Genomic DNA, 18,362 nt, shown 5'->3' on the forward strand with positions numbered 1-18,362 from the left:
TTATTCAACCGGGCGGATGGCAGGATGCCGGGCGGATGCCGGGTTGGCGTTCAGCCCTCCGCTTCTCCCCTGACAACGAGGCGGAAGGTCGTTCCCTCCCCCTCCTTGCTCGACACTTCGAAGCCGAATTTGTCTTTGTAATACAGCTTCAGCCGATAATAAACGTTTTTGATGCCGACGCTCTCCCCCATTTCATCGCTCTGCTCCAGCTCGCTTAAGATGGACGCCAGCCTGTCCGGCGGGATGCCCGCCCCGTTATCCTGCACGGTGCAGACAAGTCCCTCGGCGGTCTTCGCGACCGCGATGCGGATCAGTCCGCCCTCCTTCAGCTTTTCGATGCCGTGAATGCTGGCGTTCTCTACGAGCGGCTGCAGCGTCATCTTCGGAATCATGAGGCCCAGCACCGACTCGTCGGCTTCGATCCGATAGTCGAGCTTGTCCCCGAACCGGTACTTCTGGATGTCGAGGAAGCACGCGACGAGATCGAGCTCGTCCCGGATCGTTACCCAGTCTTTGCCCCAGGTGAGCGACTTGCGGAAAATTTTGGCCATGCTGTGAATGATGCGCGCCGTCTCCTCTTCCTTTTTCATCAAGCTGCGCATGCGTATCGTCTCGAGCGAATTGAACAGAAAATGCGGATTGATCTGGCTCTGCAGCGCGTGCAGCTGCGACTGGTTGCGCTTGATGAGCAGCTCCTTCTTCTGAATGTCCGCGATGTAGACGTCGTGGATGAGGCTCTTGATCTGCAGCGTCATCCGGTTGAACTCGGCCGTCAGCTGCCCGATCTCATCCTGGGCGTCCTGCCGCGCGATCGTCTCGAACGTATGGTTTTTTACCTTTTTCATATGCTTCAGGATGCGCACCAGCCGCGCGTTGAGCGACCGGGAAAACCAGATGATGATAAGCGTCGGCAGCAGCACGTTGGGAATGGCCAGATACAGCACGAAGTTTTTGGACTTGCGCACCTCCTCCAGCACCGCCGATTCCTTGAACCTGCCCACGATCCGCCAGTCGGACAGATAGGGAACGCCCTTGAAGTCCTCGTCGATGACGATCGTGTCCTTGGACACCGGGGTCGCGGCAAAATCCGCCGTCTGCGCGAGGTCGACTTCCGGATTGGTCGTGTACTGAATCTCGTTGCCCTGCAGCAGGTACAGATCTCCCTCCAGGGTCACGTTATGGAAGATCTCCTTGATCGCTTCGGGATGGAGATCGATCTTCATGTACTTTTCCCATGGCTCCGCGGCCTCGGTATCGGCAATCTTGCGGACGACGCTCAGCATGTCGCCGGTCGCGCCGGGATAGTCGGACGTCGTCCGCAGCACGATCGGGGCCGACAGCGCCGAATCGCGGACGAGCCGGTACCACGGCTGCTCTTTCGTGCTTGCCGTGACTCGCTCGACTTGCCCGCCATAGATAAGCGTGTCGTTGTCCGAATACAGCGTAATGCGCTGGATCGCCTCGTACACGGGACTATATTTATTAAGCATGCTGATAATGTAGGTTTGATAGTTGTACACGTAATCCGACGGCACGTCGTAATTTTTGTCCATATATTCGATCAGCAGCGCATCGTCGTAGATGACCGCGGAGATGCCGACGGCCACGTTGACCTGCGTCATGAAGTCGTTGCGGATCTGCTCGATGGCGAGCGAGATGTCTCTCATCTTCTGCTTTTTGACGTTGTTCGTCGTAATGTTGTAGAAAATAACGTTCGTCAGCACGACCGGGATGAACACCGACAAAAAGTAGACGATCAGCATTTTGTTGCGGAGCCTGACGTTATTTAAGCTGAAGGCCCGCTTCCGAATCCGTCGCAATCCCATTCGCATTCCCTGCACCGCCGATAATCAGATCTTTTCGCCGATGGCATTTTTGTACGCGGTCGGCGTTTTCCGTTCGACCTTCTCGAATTGGGTGACGAAGTAGTCGGCATTGCAGAAGCCCACGCTAGCCGCGATCTCGTACACCTTTTTGTCCGTCTGGCGGAGCTGGCGCTTGGCCTCCTGAATGCGCAGCTGCAGCACGTATTCGTTGAAGTAGACCCGGTACGTTTTCTTGAACAGCTGCCCGAGGTAGACCGCGTTCATGTAATAACGCTGCGCGATGCTCTTCAAGCTGATATTCTCGTGGAAATGCTGGTCGATGTACGCCTTGATCTTGGCGATATCGCCCTTGCCGATCGATTCGCGCAGCGACGAGATATAATCGGCGCATTCGGTCAGGAAGGCCAGCAGCAGATGCCGCAGACCCGCGAGCGAGCGAGGGGCTTCCTGCCAGCCGATCGCCGCATTCATCGTTTTCAGCTTGCGGTCGTCGCCCTGCATCGTGCGGACGATGCCCGTCGCCCCGTAAACGACGCGGGATACGGCCGCCGCGACGGCGTCCGGCGCAAAGCGCTGCTCGCGGAACGCCGCGAGCATCCGGTCCAGGGCGTCCGTCATCGCGCCCGCGTCATGCTCCTCCAGCCCTTCGAGCAGCGCGGCGTATACCGCGGGCTCGATCTCGCGGCAGGCGTCGGTCTCGGCATCGCGCAGCTCTTCGAACAGGAGGACCGTCTCCCCGGCCTTCGCGAACTTCGCTCTGCGCGCCTCCTGCGCGGACAAAAAGGACTGTCGGGCCCGCAGGAGGCCCGGCGCGGCCTCGCCGACGTAGACGCGGGGCACGGTGCCGTCGCCGCAGCCGGCCGCTCTCGCCAGGCGCTCGCCCAGCGCCTTCGCCTCGCGCGCATCGGCCGTGCCCGGCACGAGGAGGCCCAGCTCGTACCGGTCCCTGAAGTGAACGTAAGGCTCGCAGGAGCAAGGCGGCACGGCGCCCGCCTCCGACACGGCGCGGGCGAGCGCGCGGGCCGCGTCGCCGGCGCGGCGCAGCGCCGCCTCGGCCTCCTCCTCCGGCGGCGCGTCGTTCAGCTCGACGGCATAATAGCGGAATTGCAAATCCGCCGGCCATCCCAGCGTATGGCGGCCCGCGTCCAGCTCGCGCGCCTCCGCGCGTCCCGACACGAGCGCTTCGAACAGCGACGGGCGCCGCAGCGCGTCCTCGGCCTCGGTCCGCTCCTGCTCCCGCTTCAGCTGCTCGCCGATCCGGACAAGGCAGGCGATAAGCTCATATTCGTCGATCGGCTTCAGCAGATAGTCCTGCACGCCGAAGCGTACGGCCTGCTGCGCGTACTTGAAGTCGCCGAAGCCGCTGATGATAATAAAGTGCGTGTCGCGATAGCCGCGCTCCTGCGCCGCCCGGATCATCTCGAGTCCGTCGAGCACGGGCATGCGGATATCGGTGACGACAATGTCCGGCGACAGGCGGCCGATCAGCTCCAACGCCTCTTCCCCGTCCTCCGCCTCTCCCGCCACCTCGAAGCCGTATTGCTCCCAGGGAATCAAGCCCGCCAACCCTTTGCGGGCGAACATTTCGTCGTCCACCAGAATGACCTTTCTCATGGCAACCTCCCGTCCGGCCCGATCGCCTCGGCATCCTTATTGTAATCGCTTTCATATCTCGTGCCGAAGGCGGCACGGCATTTTATCGTCTTCGCTGCTTCTATTGTAGCGTATCGCGGTCCCGGCCGCACTTTCAAAACTTAGCATATTTCTTTGTAAATTTAACAAGTGCGGCCGCTGTGCGGCGGAGCTAAACTTTGGACGGTGTCAAACCATGGTTTGCGGGGGTGTCCGAGGACATAGGCTCTGCTACAATGAGAGCGCCTCGGTCCGCGGCGGAACGCCGAGCGATCGCGTCCAGGCTGAAATCACAGCCCCAGGCTGAAAATCACAGCGAAAACAGAGCGGCTGCCGCCACGGATGCGGAGCTGCCAAAAAGCGCCTATCTTACGTGAAAGCGGGTCTTGCCCATGCCCCTTGCTATTCGCGACATGATCGCCTGGCTGCGCGGCGACGTGCCGCCGGTCGCGGATACGGTCGACGTCCTGCTCGGCCCCCACGATCCGGATGCGCCGGTTAGCGGCGCGGCCGTCGCCTTCATGCCTTCGATCGAAGCGGTGGAGCGCGCGGCTGCGCTGGGCGCCAATCTGCTGATCGCCCACGAGGGCCTCTATTACAGCCACCGGACACCCGATCGGCTCCCGGAAGGCGATCCCGTATACGCGTTCAAGCAGGACTTGCTCCGCCGGTCCGGCGTCGCCGTGTATCGCCATCACGATTATTGCCACCGCGCGAAGCCCGATCCGATCACGCTCGGCCTGGTCCGGGCGCTGGGCTGGGAAGCCGGGCTCCAGCGCATGCTGCCGGCGGCGGCGGTGCTCGCCGTCCCGGCGATGCGCGCGGACGAGGCGGCCGCGCACGTCAAGGCACGGCTCGGCCTGTCGGGCGTCCGCTTTGCGGGCGACGCCGCCGCGCTCTGTCGCCGCGTCGGCGTGCTCGCCGGCTATCGCGGCGGCGGCGGGCTCGCGATCCCGCTTCTGCGCGAGGAGCGGCTCGACTTGATCGTCGCCGGCGAAGGACCCGAGTGGGAGACGCCGGAGTACGTGCGGGATGCGGTCCATCTTGGCGCGGGGAAGGCGATGCTCTTCATCGGGCACGCCGAGAGCGAGGCGCCCGGCATGCGGCTCCTGGCGGAACGGCTGCGCATGGCATTTCCCGGGCTGCCGGTCCATTGGCTGGACGGTGATCCGGCGCTGCGGTACCTTTAGCGGCTCGCCGCAAGCGCCGGGACCGGGCTCCGATGCAGCGGCACGATTCACGGATGGCCCGCACTTCCTGGCGCGGCGTTATGCCTTCGGTCCGGCCGCGCGAACGACGCGAAATCCCTGGTCCGGCCCGACGCCGCTCGCCTCGAACTTGCCGCGGTAGGCCGTCTCCCCGCTGCCGATGTCGCCGATCCACCCGCCGCCTTTGACGATGCGGTACAGGCCGCTCCCGAGCTCCGGATCCTCATACCAGTCCCAGCACCATTCCCGAACGTTGCCGGTCATGTCGTACAGCCCCAGCTCGTTCGGCTTCTTGCCGCCGACCGCCCGCGGCTGCGTATGGTTGTTCTCGATCGCGGGCCAGTTCCAGGCGCCGGACAGACGCTGCTCGCCGGCATTTCTCCAGTACCAGGCCGCCTCGTCCGCTTCGTTGCTCCCGCTGTACGTATAGCTCTTGCTCGCCGCGCCGCCGCCGGCCGCATACTCCCACTCCGCCTCGGTCGGCAGTCGGTAACCGTCCGCTCCCTCGCGGATCGTGACGATCCACTTCAGGGAATCGTTTTCGCTCCGATTGCGCGGATCCTTGTTCGTTTTGTCGATGACGTAGTAGGGCTCCAAGCCTTCCTTCAGACTTCGCTCATTGCAATACGCGACCGCGTCGTACCAGCTTACCATCTGCACCGGCAGACGGTCGCCCCTAAACGCCGAGGGGTTGCCGTCCATGACTTCGGTCCACTCTTTTTGCGTGACCTCGTAGCGGCCGATATAAAAGTCCGGCACCGCCGTCTCTTTTCCATAAAATCCGGACTTCGTATTCGTGAAGTTCCCCCCTTCGATCAGCGCGAAGCTATCGCTTGCGGCAGGCGTCCCGCTTGCAGCAGTGCGGGCGGGCGTTGTGCTCGCTGCCGGCTTGCCGTCGGACGAGCGAGCGCAGGCCGCGAGAAGGACGGCGGCGACAAGCGGAATCAAGGTAAGTTTTCTCATGCATCTGCCTCCTTTCGGACGGGTCGAAGCCAATCGGTCCCCGGCGTTGAAAAAGAGAAGACCGCCGGCGGTTAGACCGGCGGTCTTGTGTCTCTTAATAGGGGGACATTACCAGACGGTGACGTTGGAGCTGCCGCTGCTCTGGTAGCCTTCGGTCGCCAGCACTTGATAGGACCAGCTGCTGCCCAGGTTCATGCCTTTGCTCTTCCAGGCGTTGACGTGATTGCTGAAGGTGATCGCTACGTTGCTCCCGGTCGGCCGCTTCGACTGCCGCACGCTCCAGTACTGGGTGAACGTCTGGGTGCCGTCGATCGAAGGCGCGTTGTAGCGCGTCGTCGTGTAAATGTCATACGTGCCGCCGTCGCTGTTCACGGTACCTTTATAAGTCCCGGTCGGCCTGTAAGTGCCCCAGCTGTCCACGACGTAATATTCGATGAGCGAGTTGCGCGTCCAGCCGTACAGCGTCAGGTAACCGTTGCCCGAAGGCGCCCATACGCCGGCATTGTAATTAATGACCCGGTTCGGCGAGCCGGCGTTCCAGCCTTTGCCGACCACGAAGTTCCCGGTATTCGACCAGTTGACACTGTAGTTGCCGCCGGAACCGTTGACCGCATTGACCGTCCCGCCGCCGTCCGTCCAATTCTGCCAATAGTCCGTCGCCGCGCTCGAGGCCGTCGCGAACAGGCCGAAGCTCATCGTAGCCGCCAGCAATGCCGAAGTCATTTTCTTTGAAAGTTTAAACATCATATTCCTCCTCGTATTCGTTTCGGATTTAATCATGCCTCTCCAGGCACCGCTTGGGCCTTCCTCGCGCAGCTCGCCCGTTTGCCGCGTCTGATATCGTGCAGAGTACGACTGCCTCACCTCCGAGTTCATTATAAATTGTAAGCGCATCCATAAATACCTAAGAAATTAAAGATTGGCCTCCAATAAATTTACATATTTGAAGCTTCCTATGAGATGAGCACCTATAATAATCAACACATTTAGCCGATCTGTTCACATCTGAACAGATCGCTTTTTTTTAACCATTGAACGCAGGCTTCGGCCCTCTATAATAGACACGAGCCGCTTAAACAAAACGTATCGAGCTTGCGCGGCGCGCTGGCCTGGAGCATGCCGGTGGCTTCGACTCCAACCTGAATCCCATATGTCATGGCCCCCACCGCGTCGGATGCCCCGGACTTCGCGAACGGTTTGTTTTAACGTCGTCTTACCTTGACGTCACCGCCGGCGCTTCTGCCGGCGGTTTATTGATTGCCGAATGGGGTGCGTCGTTGTCGTTGTCGTACTCGTAGGCGTCTTATTGATTGCCGAATGGGGTGCGTCGTTGTCGTACTCGTAGGCGTCTTGCCAAACCGCGCGCTGCCCGCAGCTCCGCTACAAATCATGAACATCCAGGAGGTTTTACGATGATCACCGTTAACGCACGTGCGACCTTTGGCCCCGAAGGCCCGTTCAAACTGACCGAGATCGAACGCAGAGCGCTTCAGCCGCACGACGTTCTTATTGAAATTAAATACGCCGGCATCTGCCATTCCGATATCCACACCGCCCGCGGCGAGTGGGGGCCGGTTCAATATCCGCTCGTGCCGGGGCACGAGATCGCAGGCATCGTCGCGCAGGTCGGGCCGGCCGTCGCCAAGTATGCCGTCGGGGACCGCGTCGGCGTCGGCTGCATGGTCGACTCCTGCGGCGAATGCCCGAACTGCCACAAGGGCGAGGAGCAATACTGCCTGAACGGCATGACGGGCACCTATGGCGCGATCGACAAGTACGGCCAATATACGCAAGGCGGCTACTCCACTCATATCGTGGTGACCGAGGACTTCGTCGTGCGCATTCCGGACGGCATCGCGCTTGACGCGGCCGCGCCGCTGCTATGTGCCGGCATCACCACCTATTCGCCGCTGCGCCACTGGGGCGCCGCTCCCGGCAAGCGCGTCGCCGTCGTCGGACTCGGCGGGCTGGGACATATGGCGGTGAAGCTCGCGCATGCGATGGGCGCGGAGGTCACGGTGCTCTCCCAATCGCTCAAGAAAAAAGAAGACGGCCTGAAGCTGGGCGCGGACCACTACTATGCAACGAGCGATCCGGCGACGTTCAAGACGCTGGCCGGCGCATTCGACCTCATCGTGAACACCGTGAGCGCGAAGCTCGACATGAGCGCCTACCTGTCGCTGCTGGCGCTGGACGGCACCCTCGTCAACGTCGGCGCGCCGCCGGAGCCGTTGTCGGTGAACGTATTCTCGCTGATCGGCCACCGCCGCTCGTTCGCCGGATCGATGATCGGCGGCATCCGCGAGACGCAGGAAATGCTCGACTTCTGCGCCGAGCACGGCATCGCGCCGGAGATCGAGGTCATCTCCGCCGACCGGATCGACGAGGCGTGGGAACGCGTGCTGGCTTCGGACGTGCGATATCGGTTCGTCATCGATATCAGCACGATGGAGGCTTAACTCCCGACTTTGGGACCGGACTTTTAACGAACGATTGCTTCGTCTCCCGGTTGCCGTACAGGTAAAGTGATGCGGATCTGCAGGCTTTGCTTCGTCTCCCGATTGCCGTAAGGATAAAGATGCGAATATGCAGGCTTTTCTTCGTACCCCGGTTGCCGCAAGGATAAAGATGCGAATATGCAGGCTTTTGTGACGGCAAGCGCCCCCGAAGCGCGGTTCGAGCATCAAAAGATGTACGTACGCAGGCATTTGCTTCAAAAACCGATCCAAGTGTAAAAAAGGATGCATATTCGCAGGCTTTTGAGGCTGAGCAACCTGAAGAAAAGAGGCTGTCCCCAATGAAGTCATCATCCGGGACAGCCTCTTCTTTTCATTTTCTCGGTTCATGCACCGATTCAGGTTCCGTACATGGCGGCGCTATGAGCAGCGACAGCGCCGAGTCGATGCAATTATCGATCCATTCCCGACTAACATTCGATTTCTTCAAGACGGTAATTCCGACGAAAGCTGCCACAAGGGACTGCGCGACTGCCCGGCAATTGACCGACCTATCGATCTCCCCCGCGTTTACGCTCCGCTCAAGCGCCTCTTCGAATATCGCCGCCAAATATTGTTGATGCTCCCGCGTCAAGATTTCAAACTTGGCATCGTGCGGGGCGAGCTCCACCATCGTATTAACGCAGAAGCAGCCATCCCGCTCATGCGTCCCGTCCGGGAACGCCCCTTCGAGAAACAGTTGCCTGAAACCAGCCTTGACGCTCGTCGTTTTGCTTAGCTTCGAGCGCACCGATTTGGCATGCAATTCGTTATAGCTTCGAAGCGCCGACTCAAACAAAGACAACTTGTCTCCGTATGCGGCATATAAACTTGGTTTCTGGATCCCCATGCGCGAGGTTAAGTCACTGAGCGATGTCGCCTCGTACCCCTTTTCCCAAAAAACATGCATCGCCTCGGTTAATGCCCTTTGTTGATCGAACGCCCGATTTCTAGCCATAACGCCTCCCGATAAAATACCACTTGGTACATAATATAATATCTAACAATGCCCACTCGGTCAATAATCAGTTGACATTCCATAAATAACATGCGTTAATCGTAGAAAATAAAATCATACCGATCGGTACAGAAAATGGAGGATTTTTAATGTCGAGTTCACCGGCGCTTCATCCGAATGACCAAGTGTCACATACTCAACTTACGCGTGCGGCGGTTTTGCTGTATGCCATTATCTGCGGCTTGGCAGTCGCCACGGTTTATTTTTCTCAGCCTTTGCTTGATGCGATCGCGCTTGAATTCGGTATCGGCAGCGCGGTAATCGGCATCGTAGTATCGGCGACGCAATGTTGTTATGCGTTGGGTTTATTTTTTCTGGTCCCGCTAGGAGATATGCTCGATCCGCGCCGGCTCGTCGCCGGAATGCTCGCGTTTATAGCGATCGGATTAAGCGTCGTTGCGTTTGCTCCGAATAAATGGTTCCTGTTCTTCGGCATGGGAATCGTCGGCTTCCAGGCTGTAGTTGCGCAAGTCCTCGTTGCGCTTGCCGCTAATCGCGCATCGCGGCATAGTCGCGGCCGTACCATCGGAGTCGTTACGAGCGGTATCGTAATCGGGATTTTACTGGCCCGTACCTTCTCTGGCATTTTAACGGATCTCGCCGGATGGCGGTCCGTTTATTTAGTTACGGCGGTGATTACGATCGGCATGGCATATTTATTTCTGGCCGTTACCCCCGCCGCAAAGCGTCCGCCAAGTCCAGCCACCTATACGGACATGCTCCGCTCCATCAAGGATTTATTCGTCCACGTTCCGCTGCTAACCGTTCGCGGACTGCTTGCCTTCTTCCTATTTTCGGACTTTAGCATTTTATGGTCCTCCCTGGTATTGCCGTTGAGTTCCGCGCCCCTGTCGTTCAGCCACAGCATCATTGGGCTTTTCGGACTGGCAGGTGTCGCCGGTGCGCTGGCCGCCGGCAGTGCGGGACGACTGGCAGACCGGGGATTCGGACAATGGACGACAGGCGTCGCTTTAATTTTATTATTGTTTTCCTGGCTGCCCATAGGGCTGCTTCAGCATTCCATTTGGCTGTTTGTCATAGGGGTCGTGATGTTGGACTTCGCGGTGCAGGCGGTTCACGTTACGAATCAAAGCATGCTCTTGAATGTCCGTCCGGAAGCGAGGAGCAGGTTGACAGCAGCTTACATGATGTTTTACTCCTTCGGAAGCGCGGCTGGCGCAGTAGCGTCGACGTGGATTTATTCTTGGGCGGGGTGGTTTGGCGTGTGCGTGCTGGGTGCCTTGGTAAGCATAATCGCGTTGATTTTTTGGGTATGCACTTTGAAAATGGGGCGTAACGTCGACAACACTTGTCCATGCGATTAATGAAACTTCGCATACGATACAGCATGCCAAAACCAAAGGAGGTGAATGGCATGCCCTATTCAACCGGTACGGTCACGAACACGAGAGACTTCAACACGGCTGCTTCCAACATCGTCCTGAATGTCAGAAATCTGGATATTGCCACTCCTGTCAGCGTCATTATCAAAATTTTTGCTTCCGTTGACTCGGACACCTTTTATACGGCGTACGCGTCTTCGTTTGACGTTCCGCCGAATGCTTACGACGTCAGAACCTTCTTCATCGGAGGCAATGTCGCTTATGAAGTGCAGATCGACATGTTTTCCACCTCGATGCCCAATGCTCTGCTGTCCACTTACGGCATCGACGAATTCGGCAATCTGGTCACAGACCAGCGCTTCGCACAGAGCGAATTGAGCTTTATTTCTGTTTTGAGCCCGAACCCGTAACGAGTAAAGAAGAATGAAGGTTGTGCCTGCCGGTTGACCGGCAGGCTTTTTCGCTATGGGACAAGCGTCGTGGCGGTTTGGCGTTATAATGATCTTGCGTATAACACCCCCTCCGAATCGCAACTATATTCAGGCCGCCTCGTCCAATTAGAAGTTCCTTCTATTTGGAAATGGAGGCAATTTCATGTCCAGATCATTTTTTCGCAGAGTCAGCATTGTTTGTCTATCGCTGTCCACCCTGCTCCTATCCTCCGCATTCGCCCAAGCGACCGAATCGTCCGGCAACGCTGCGAGCAACCCCATCGTTTCTATCGAGGCGGGCTGGAACTCGCAGTTTCTCGTCTATGCCGACGGCCGCGCCGCTGCATGGGGAGCCAATAAGGACAGTCAACTCGGCGACGGTACGTATTATGAGCAGTACGTGCCCAAGTGGCTGTCTCTTGCGACCGTGAAGCAGGCGGCTTCTTCGATGCGCGCTTCCTACGTATTGCTCCAAGACGGGACAGTATGGCGCTCCGGCACCTATATGGATAACGTTAAACACGTTTTGGTGACCGATCCCCCGACCCGGATCGAAGGGCTCGCCAGCATCTCCGCGATCAGCGCAGGGAACGACTCGTTAATCGCGCTTAAGAACGACGGCACCGTGTGGACGCTCGGCAACGATCTGCAAGGCGCAAACCGCGCATCCCAAGATTCCAAAGTTCCCGTGCAGGTAAGCGGTCTGCAAAATATCAAAGCCGTATCGGCGGGCGGCTACCACTTCATGGCGCTGGGCCGTGACGGGCAAGTCTGGACCTGGGGCTACAATTACTACGGCGCGATCGGCAACGGCACCAAAGACACGCAGTTCGAGCCCTATCTTGTCACTGGAATCGGCAAGGTCAAGTCCATAGCTGCGGGCAATTATGACTCCAATGCGCTTCTGGAGGACGGCAGCGTCTGGAACTGGGGGAGAACCATCGGGCTCACAAGTATCCGTAAAATTCCCGCGAAGCTGAATGCTTTAAAGGCTACGGTCGCAATATCCGCCGGCGGTCAGTTGTTGGCTTTGCAGGCAGACGGAACGGTAAACACGGTCGAAGGCAAGGTCGCCGGTCTCTCCCATGTCATCCGAATTAATGCAGGATATACGTTGAATCTGGCACAGACGAAAGACGGAGCCATATACAGCTGGGGCTACGGCGGCTATCCCGGCGATGGCACGCAATATTGGGTCGACGCCAAACTGTCCAAAGTCAAAATGCCGCTGCGCTTTTCGGTGAACGGCGAACCGGCAAACGTAAAATTGTCCCCCATGTACCGCGACGGCATGCTGTACATTTCCCGATCGGAGTTGTTCCAGAGCCTGGGCGTAAAGGTGGATATCCGATTCTCCGATCCGGATCCTAAAAAGTATAACGCGGTCTATGAAACGTGGACGTTCTCCAAGAGCGATCGGCTTATCTCTTACTCGTTGCACGACCAAGGATACCGAATCGGCGACGAGCTTATAGCGGATGCGCCGAAGCCCTTTTCGGTAAACGGCAACTACTCCAATACGACCATGTTTCCCCTCCGATACCTTTGCGAGAAATTGGGGATTTCCGTGGCGTTAGACGCGGCTACGAATACGGTCATGCTGCGTGAATCCTAAATAATAGCCGTTTCTTGCAGACCGTAATACTTCCGCCCTGTTCGCGTTCCGGAAAATATAGGATGATGAATGACATCAGGGCCGGCGGTCATCGGCTGCCGGTTCTGATCTCCAGGCTATTGCGATCCTTCCTTCTACAATCAATTTCTGATAATTAGGGTCGCAGCTTTCCTGGAGATTCTTTTTTTTCGGGAGATTAGACAATGATTAATTCCGTTTATTTGCGCCGTGCGCTTAAGGTAATCGTGGAAACTGATCAACGCACCGATTCGGTTTCCTCAGCTTGGCTGGCTACCGCCCTGAAGAACGTCGAGGCGTTAGGATATCGGTTTTCGCCGCGCTTGGCGCGCGAGGTCAGTCTTCTTTCTGCTAAAGAATTTCATGTGCTTTACGATGGAATTGTTGCCGATCTGAAAGCGATGGTCGGAGCTCATGTCCAATATGTGCCGATGTACCCCGGCTTCCCCGAACAAGTCATGCTGGAGTCCGATGCGATTCTTTATCTAAATGCATGCTATCATTACTTCACCCTGAAGCTGCCCGGTTACGAAGCCAACGACAGACCGTCGCTGAAGGGTAAGCGTAGCGGACTGAAGGTCATCGACCTCGGAACAAAGCCTGAATTCAACGTGCTGATCGGTCGGATTATGAACGCAAAGGGATCGATCTCGCAGACCGACAAACAAGATATCGATATCGCGATCAGCTGTTCGGAGCGCAGGGAATTATCCGAGATGCTTCCTTCCACGATTCCTTTTAAGGAAAATGCGGCTTTTGTGGTTGGCTCCCTTCTCAAACACGGCAAAGCTGAATCGGCATTAATCGGACGATACGTCAAAACGGCTACCGACGTTCTTCGGCTTGCCGTCGCCTGGTCGGGCGGAGATACGAGTCTTGCGGAGGCGACGCGGTTCCGCAAGTTCTCGCGACCTGAGAGAAAGTTGCTGCTCTCCTTACTGGAAGAGAGCAACTCCATGACCGAGGATATGCTGCGGTACAAACAGCGCTGGATACGCTTGGGCGAGATACTTCATCCGTCAGAATATAAGCGCCGATTCCCTCAGTGTCAGGAAGCCTTCGATATCCTTCGGAACGATAAGCCCTTCGCTACATTCAACAATAGCGTTGAACTCGCTTTTCAGTCGAATCAGGTCTGGACGCTTATCGATCTGCTGATGCAGCGTCCGGGCGAATTCGCCAGAAGGCTGGATCAATTGGCACGTTCGACGGAACACGGCGAGTACGTTGTGCTGGCTTTTGAAGAAGTGATAAACGAGATAGCGACGCCTGTATTGCTCCAGGTCAAATCGCATTTCGCACATCGCCAGAACCCGCAGAAGCTACGCACCTTTTTCCCAAAAGGCAATGTAGCCAAAGCATTTTCAATTCCATATTCGCTCTCCGACATTCCGGAAGCCGTATGTACCGCTATCGTGGACGCATGCCGGCAGGAGCTGGTTCGCCGCTTCTCCTTGCTGCCTCCGCTTGGGAAGACGTACATCGATCAACGCCTTAAAACCTACCTCGTTCCGTTTTCACAACGATCAGCAAGCAAGTCGCTGCGCACCATCGTTCGCGGCAGCCGCGTGCCGATGCCCGAGGGAGATACGATCCGCTTTTTTAATTGGTGGAAAGAAGGCTTGGTCGATGGTCAGCCAACCGGGACCGTCGACATCGACTTGTCCGCCGTATTTTACGATCATAATTGGCGATACGTCGAGCACATCTCCTATGCGAATTTGCGTTCCTCCAAGTATCTGGCCGTCCATAGCGGAGATATCGTATCCGCGCCTCATGGCGCTTGCGAATTTATCGACCTGCACATCCCCTCGCTTGTCGGAAAGGGCGTAAGGTACGTAGTCGCCTCGCTGCAATCCTTTACTCTGCAGCCTTATTGCGACTTGCCGGAATGCTTCGTGGGATGGATGATACGCAGAAAGCCGGGTTCCGGCGAAGTGTTCGAGCCTACTACCGTTGTCGATAAAATCGACTTGACGGCAAATGCGCAGATTGCGATTCCGGTAATACTGGATTTAGCGAAGCGTACCGTGATCTGGACCGACCTCTCGCTGACAAGGCACCCCGCCTACTACAATAACGTGGAAGGGAACCGGAAAGGAATGACGCTGATGGGCCAGGCCATGGCTGAACTGAAAAAGCCCGATTTGTTCGATTTGTTCCTGCTCCATGCGCAGGCAAGAGGCGAGCTCGTCGAATCAATCGGGGAAGCGGAATCCGTCTTCGCCGTGAACCAAGGGGTGTCACCCTATGATATCGAGCTGATTATGGATGAGTATTTGGGATAGGTAGATCGATAATAAAATTAGACATATTTTGAAATCTTATTTACTCCGGGGGTCTAAAAATGGTATTTTTTCCTCTTTTTTTATCAACAATTGTAGCTCTATTATCAGTCTTTTTACCAGTAATAATTCTAAAATCAATGAAGGATATTAATAAGTTAGTGTGCTATTATATTTCTCCACTTTTTCAATTAATTTTGGTAGTCATAGCCTACTCCATTTTTCCCAGTTTTTACAACAAACATGATCATTACACCTATTTTATGTTTTACTCAACAATAGTAAGTGTTACAGTCGTAATTATCTCAATTATTATCACGGGCGCTATGAAAGGCATCCGAAAACTTAGTAATCAAACAACACAGAATAAAAGTATTGAAATATTTAGATTGATTATGTACCTGTTGTACTTTTTAACTTTCCCACACTTATTATTCGGATTAATCTATTCCTTTTGGGGCATTGCCGTACTCGCAAATAATATTACTATTTACGAATCTTTGTATTTTAGTTTCTCTGTAATATATTCTTTACCAGAGAGTAAAGTATTAGATGAATTCAAAAATTATATTTCAGATAGCCATGTCATTCAATTCCTTTATATATTGCATATAATTATTACAAAAGCATTTGAGATAATAGTGCTGGCATTTGTAGCTTCAAAGTTGTTCAATTTTATGAACTTCTCTCGAGTAGAAAACTAAAATTTAAATTAGAAACTCTGTAGCGAATACAAATCTGGAAATATAGAAAAGGTTTAGTGGGTAGAATCCTTTGTCATACGATCATGCGGCGACCTTTATTCATCTTAAACTTTATAAAGACAAAAATCCCGGCAATGAATGCGACCATCATTGAAAATGCCAAAAAACTGTTGCTCCAATAATGTTCCTCTGCATCTTTGGAATCGTTGTGAAGAATAAAATTATTTAAAAATTCATAGCCATTGCTCTGCCCCAAATAAACCGTGCACAAAGGTAAAATAAAGCAAGCGATAGATACTGAGCGCTAATGAGTCCAATAGGCTTTAGAGTTGCTCCGGACGACGATGATCGGCAATATAAATCCATTTACACAAGCTTTCTGCCCGTAGGCGTCCCTGCCCGTAACTGCCTCCCCCTAGCAAGTCCCGAGCCGGCGAACAGAGCGTAGCCGATCGCGCCGCCGAGCGTGTTGAGGATCATATCGTCCACGTCGAAGCTGCCCATAGCGAGGACCAACTGCGCGCTCTCGAGCGCAAAGCTGACGCAAAGCGCATAGAAGAGCACGGCAGGCAGCCGGCAGCCGACGAACAGGCCGAGGAACAGCCCGAGCGGCACGAACAGCGCGATGTTGCCGAACAGGTTGATCGTATCGTGCATATGCGGCAGGCCCGCTACATTTTGCCGGATCGATACGAAGGGCGTCAGGTTGGCGAACTGCCATCTGTAGGCGATATTGTGCGGCTGGTCGGCCGCCTCCAGCAACAGGCGTCCGAGCAACGGGACGTTCACCTCGCTGAATTTGAACAGGATGATCTTGATCAATATGTAAAGGTAGCCGGCAAACAATGCGGCGGCGGCAAGCTTTAACCATAAAACAGGCGAAAAGTATTTCGCGTTCACTCGTTCCACGCTCCTCTGCAGCTCTTAATTGCAGTTTAGCGCATAATGTTAAAGGTTTTGACGGGCTAACATTTAAATTTTTCTTAAAGCCGGAAGCGCAAATAACAAAACGAGCCGCAAAGCACCGGTAACCGGCGTCCGTGCGACTCGCTTTTCCTCAAGCAATCTGCTGCACAATGATCAGCGAGGCGGCAACCAGCGTGATGAACAAGGCCGGCACCGCGCTGCTTGCGGGATGCTTCACTCTAAAGTGCGCCAGGACCGCTACGAACATCGTAAATGCGATCCAGATGCCCGCCCACAGCAGCACCTCCGGCTTCCAGTAACCGATGACCAGTCCGATCGCGCCGATAAGCTGAACGACGCCCGTCACCACTCGGAACCATTGCGGCAGCTTCAGCGAATCGAACATGTCGACGAAATTTTTGGATCCGGTCAGCTTGGTCACGCCGCCGCCCACCATCGGGAAGATCAGAAAGCTCTGCAGGACGATTAATACGATGCTCATTGAGCGATTCTCCCCTCGCCGCTTAGGCCAGTACTTTTTCCAGCTCGCCGCACCATTTGGTCCAGCCACTCTTCGCGCCTGCCAGGCCATGCACGTTGGAGAAGCCCGTTTGCTCGAGATGCAGGCTCACCTTGCCGTCGCCCAGATCTTGCAGCGTCCAGGTGACCGTATGCTTCTCGTCGCCGCTCGCCCAGGTGTAGGACACTTTGTTCGGCGCTTCTACGACAAGCACCTCGCCCTCGATGAGGCCGTCCCAATACTGCGAAGGCTCCGTGCGGAAGTGGAAGCGATGTCCGACGACCGGCTCGAAGTTATTTTCCATCGGCTTGCCGGTGTGGATATTGGCGATCCACTTGGCCAGCTTGCCGGAATCGGTCAAAGCGGACCACAGCTTCTCGATCGAAGTCGTGTACTCAAAATCCAGGGTTAAAGACAAACTCATCGTTGTTCCTCCTCTAATAGTTGGCTTAAGCGCCGTAGATTCACATTCCAGAACTTGCTGTAGTGAGCGACCCAATCCTGAACTTCTCTGAGCGGAGAGGCGTTAAGTCGATATCGCGTTTCCCTGCCGAGCTTGCGGTCGACGACCAATCCAGCTTCCTTAAGTATAGTCAAATGCTTGGACACCGCCGTCCGGCCCATCGGAAATTGCTCCGTCAACGCATGCAGCGGAATCTCCTCCGCCTCCGCCAACAGGCGAATCAGCCGTCGTCTCGTCGGGTCTGCTATCGCGTCAAATACGTCACGCAACGGATTCTTGTCGCTCACAACACCCTCTCCTAAGTTCTTATGGCCTTCTCATTGGACACCTTTCGGTGACTATTTCGAGTATAGGACACCTTTAAGTGTCGTGTCAATGCGATACTTTTTTGCAACCTTAACTCTGTCTAACGTGTCTACCTTTGTATGAGGGGGATGAGCCAACGATGAACCAAGCCACTAAAATTGCGATAGCCGTACCTGCAGTCTTTGCCGCACTTCTCATAACCCTCTTCGTGGTATGGAAGACCAACGATGAATTTTTCCGGCAATTCCGCAGCTTCTCCGTGACCGTCGTCAATCAGTCCGATTACGATCTTGTCTCCGTCGAGACAGGCATCTTGCGCAGCGACGCCGCCGGAAATGCAGTCCAAGGCGGCTCTAAAAACACCTATGGGAAAACCATTAAGGCCGGTCATGAAAAAGTGATTAGCCCTAAGCTGAGCCTGAACGGCGAAGGCGGTATTTATCTCAAGTACACCGACTCGCGCGGACAGACGGTACAAAAAACGGTGTGTTCGTATACGGAAAGCGCGTCCGGCTATTCTACCGTCACGATAAGAAATGACAGAGTCGACGTGAAGGAAAATTGTCGCTAGACGCCTCCGCGAACAAGGGAGAAAACAAAAAGCAGACGCCGCGCGTCTGCTTTTTGTC

General features: G+C 55.6%; 16 protein-coding genes. 7 read left to right on the forward strand and 9 right to left on the reverse strand.

Annotated features, from left to right (window positions below; all coding sequences use genetic code 11):
• Positions 1–50 precede the first annotated feature (50 nt).
• Both ACFOTD_RS16200 and ACFOTD_RS16205 read right to left on the reverse strand, forming a co-directional pair.
• Entirely contained in the window at positions 51–1,826 is a 1,776-nt protein-coding gene (locus ACFOTD_RS16200; RefSeq protein WP_378120492.1) for a sensor histidine kinase, read from the reverse strand.
• A 24-nt stretch (positions 1,827–1,850) separates the two neighbouring features.
• Positions 1,851–3,440 (reverse strand): response regulator, encoded by a 1,590-nt coding sequence (locus tag ACFOTD_RS16205; RefSeq protein ID WP_378120494.1) that lies wholly within the window; start codon positions 3,438–3,440, stop codon positions 1,851–1,853.
• Positions 3,441–3,850: 410 nt separating this feature from the next.
• On the opposite strand from ACFOTD_RS16205, the gene ACFOTD_RS16210 reads away from it, so the two are divergent.
• Positions 3,851–4,648, forward strand: coding sequence for a Nif3-like dinuclear metal center hexameric protein (locus tag ACFOTD_RS16210; protein WP_378120496.1), 798 nt, complete (start codon positions 3,851–3,853; stop codon positions 4,646–4,648).
• A gap of 78 nt (positions 4,649–4,726) precedes the next feature.
• Here ACFOTD_RS16210 and ACFOTD_RS16215 read toward each other — a convergent pair whose 3' ends face one another.
• Both ACFOTD_RS16215 and ACFOTD_RS16220 read right to left on the reverse strand, forming a co-directional pair.
• Positions 4,727–5,629, reverse strand: coding sequence for a formylglycine-generating enzyme family protein (locus ACFOTD_RS16215; protein WP_378120498.1), 903 nt, complete (start codon positions 5,627–5,629; stop codon positions 4,727–4,729).
• A 108-nt stretch (positions 5,630–5,737) separates the two neighbouring features.
• A complete protein-coding gene (locus ACFOTD_RS16220; protein ID WP_378120500.1) occupies positions 5,738–6,373 on the reverse strand; it encodes a glycoside hydrolase family 11 protein in 636 nt (211 codons plus the stop codon).
• Positions 6,374–7,041: 668 nt separating this feature from the next.
• Between ACFOTD_RS16220 and ACFOTD_RS16225 the strand changes: the two genes are divergently transcribed.
• Positions 7,042–8,088, forward strand: coding sequence for an NAD(P)-dependent alcohol dehydrogenase (locus tag ACFOTD_RS16225; protein ID WP_378120502.1), 1,047 nt, complete (start codon positions 7,042–7,044; stop codon positions 8,086–8,088).
• Positions 8,089–8,458: 370 nt separating this feature from the next.
• On the opposite strand, the gene ACFOTD_RS16230 is transcribed toward ACFOTD_RS16225, so the two are convergent.
• Positions 8,459–9,082 (reverse strand): TetR/AcrR family transcriptional regulator, encoded by a 624-nt coding sequence (locus tag ACFOTD_RS16230; RefSeq protein WP_378120504.1) that lies wholly within the window; start codon positions 9,080–9,082, stop codon positions 8,459–8,461.
• A gap of 149 nt (positions 9,083–9,231) precedes the next feature.
• Between ACFOTD_RS16230 and ACFOTD_RS16235 the strand changes: the two genes are divergently transcribed.
• The 4 genes from ACFOTD_RS16235 (at position 9,232) to ACFOTD_RS16250 (ending at position 14,837) form a co-directional block, all read left to right on the forward strand.
• The gene (locus ACFOTD_RS16235; RefSeq protein ID WP_378120506.1) at positions 9,232–10,467 is read left to right on the forward strand and encodes an MFS transporter; all 1,236 of its coding nucleotides are present in this window, start codon (positions 9,232–9,234) and stop codon (positions 10,465–10,467) included.
• 50 nt (positions 10,468–10,517) lie between these two features.
• Positions 10,518–10,895, forward strand: a complete 378-nt coding sequence (locus ACFOTD_RS16240) for a hypothetical protein (protein ID WP_378120508.1) — start codon at positions 10,518–10,520, stop codon at positions 10,893–10,895.
• A gap of 184 nt (positions 10,896–11,079) precedes the next feature.
• Positions 11,080–12,531, forward strand: a complete 1,452-nt coding sequence (locus ACFOTD_RS16245; protein ID WP_378120509.1) for a stalk domain-containing protein — start codon at positions 11,080–11,082, stop codon at positions 12,529–12,531.
• Between the two features lie 203 nt (positions 12,532–12,734).
• Entirely contained in the window at positions 12,735–14,837 is a 2,103-nt protein-coding gene (locus ACFOTD_RS16250; protein WP_378120511.1) for a TerD family protein, read from the forward strand.
• Between the two features lie 1,067 nt (positions 14,838–15,904).
• Here the strand turns inward: ACFOTD_RS16250 and ACFOTD_RS16255 are convergent.
• The 4 genes from ACFOTD_RS16255 to ACFOTD_RS16270 form a co-directional block, all read right to left on the reverse strand.
• Positions 15,905–16,438 carry a VanZ family protein gene (locus tag ACFOTD_RS16255; RefSeq protein WP_378120513.1) on the reverse strand — a complete coding sequence of 178 codons (534 nt, stop codon included), beginning with the start codon at positions 16,436–16,438 and terminating at the stop codon, positions 15,905–15,907.
• A gap of 157 nt (positions 16,439–16,595) precedes the next feature.
• Positions 16,596–16,946: a DoxX family protein gene (locus tag ACFOTD_RS16260; RefSeq protein WP_378120515.1), complete on the reverse strand. Its 351-nt coding sequence runs from the start codon at positions 16,944–16,946 to the stop codon at positions 16,596–16,598.
• Positions 16,947–16,968: 22 nt separating this feature from the next.
• Positions 16,969–17,388: an SRPBCC family protein gene (locus ACFOTD_RS16265; protein ID WP_378120517.1), complete on the reverse strand. Its 420-nt coding sequence runs from the start codon at positions 17,386–17,388 to the stop codon at positions 16,969–16,971.
• On the reverse strand, positions 17,385–17,714 hold the full coding sequence (locus tag ACFOTD_RS16270; RefSeq protein WP_378120519.1) for an ArsR/SmtB family transcription factor: 330 nt from the start codon (positions 17,712–17,714) through the stop codon (positions 17,385–17,387). Before ACFOTD_RS16270 ends, ACFOTD_RS16265 begins: the two co-directional genes overlap by 4 nt.
• 158 nt (positions 17,715–17,872) lie before the next feature.
• Here ACFOTD_RS16270 and ACFOTD_RS16275 point away from each other — a divergent pair, with 158 nt between their 5' ends.
• Positions 17,873–18,304, forward strand: a complete 432-nt coding sequence (locus tag ACFOTD_RS16275) for a hypothetical protein (protein WP_378120521.1) — start codon at positions 17,873–17,875, stop codon at positions 18,302–18,304.
• The last annotated feature ends 58 nt before the right edge of the window (positions 18,305–18,362 follow it).

It is taken from the genome of Cohnella sp. GCM10012308 (genome assembly GCF_042649185.1).
Classification (GTDB): domain Bacteria; phylum Bacillota; class Bacilli; order Paenibacillales; family Paenibacillaceae; genus Cohnella.

Coding starts and splice junctions, on each gene's coding strand:
- ACFOTD_RS16200 (WP_378120492.1), bottom strand. CDS start 1,826: ATGGGATTGCGACGGATTCGGAAGCGGGCCTTCAGCTTAAATAACGTC.
- ACFOTD_RS16205 (WP_378120494.1), bottom strand. CDS start 3,440: ATGAGAAAGGTCATTCTGGTGGACGACGAAATGTTCGCCCGCAAAGGG.
- ACFOTD_RS16210 (WP_378120496.1), top strand. CDS start 3,851: ATGCCCCTTGCTATTCGCGACATGATCGCCTGGCTGCGCGGCGACGTG.
- ACFOTD_RS16215 (WP_378120498.1), bottom strand. CDS start 5,629: ATGAGAAAACTTACCTTGATTCCGCTTGTCGCCGCCGTCCTTCTCGCG.
- ACFOTD_RS16220 (WP_378120500.1), bottom strand. CDS start 6,373: ATGTTTAAACTTTCAAAGAAAATGACTTCGGCATTGCTGGCGGCTACG.
- ACFOTD_RS16225 (WP_378120502.1), top strand. CDS start 7,042: ATGATCACCGTTAACGCACGTGCGACCTTTGGCCCCGAAGGCCCGTTC.
- ACFOTD_RS16230 (WP_378120504.1), bottom strand. CDS start 9,082: ATGGCTAGAAATCGGGCGTTCGATCAACAAAGGGCATTAACCGAGGCG.
- ACFOTD_RS16235 (WP_378120506.1), top strand. CDS start 9,232: ATGTCGAGTTCACCGGCGCTTCATCCGAATGACCAAGTGTCACATACT.
- ACFOTD_RS16240 (WP_378120508.1), top strand. CDS start 10,518: ATGCCCTATTCAACCGGTACGGTCACGAACACGAGAGACTTCAACACG.
- ACFOTD_RS16245 (WP_378120509.1), top strand. CDS start 11,080: ATGTCCAGATCATTTTTTCGCAGAGTCAGCATTGTTTGTCTATCGCTG.
- ACFOTD_RS16250 (WP_378120511.1), top strand. CDS start 12,735: ATGATTAATTCCGTTTATTTGCGCCGTGCGCTTAAGGTAATCGTGGAA.
- ACFOTD_RS16260 (WP_378120515.1), bottom strand. CDS start 16,946: ATGAGCATCGTATTAATCGTCCTGCAGAGCTTTCTGATCTTCCCGATG.
- ACFOTD_RS16265 (WP_378120517.1), bottom strand. CDS start 17,388: ATGAGTTTGTCTTTAACCCTGGATTTTGAGTACACGACTTCGATCGAG.
- ACFOTD_RS16275 (WP_378120521.1), top strand. CDS start 17,873: ATGAACCAAGCCACTAAAATTGCGATAGCCGTACCTGCAGTCTTTGCC.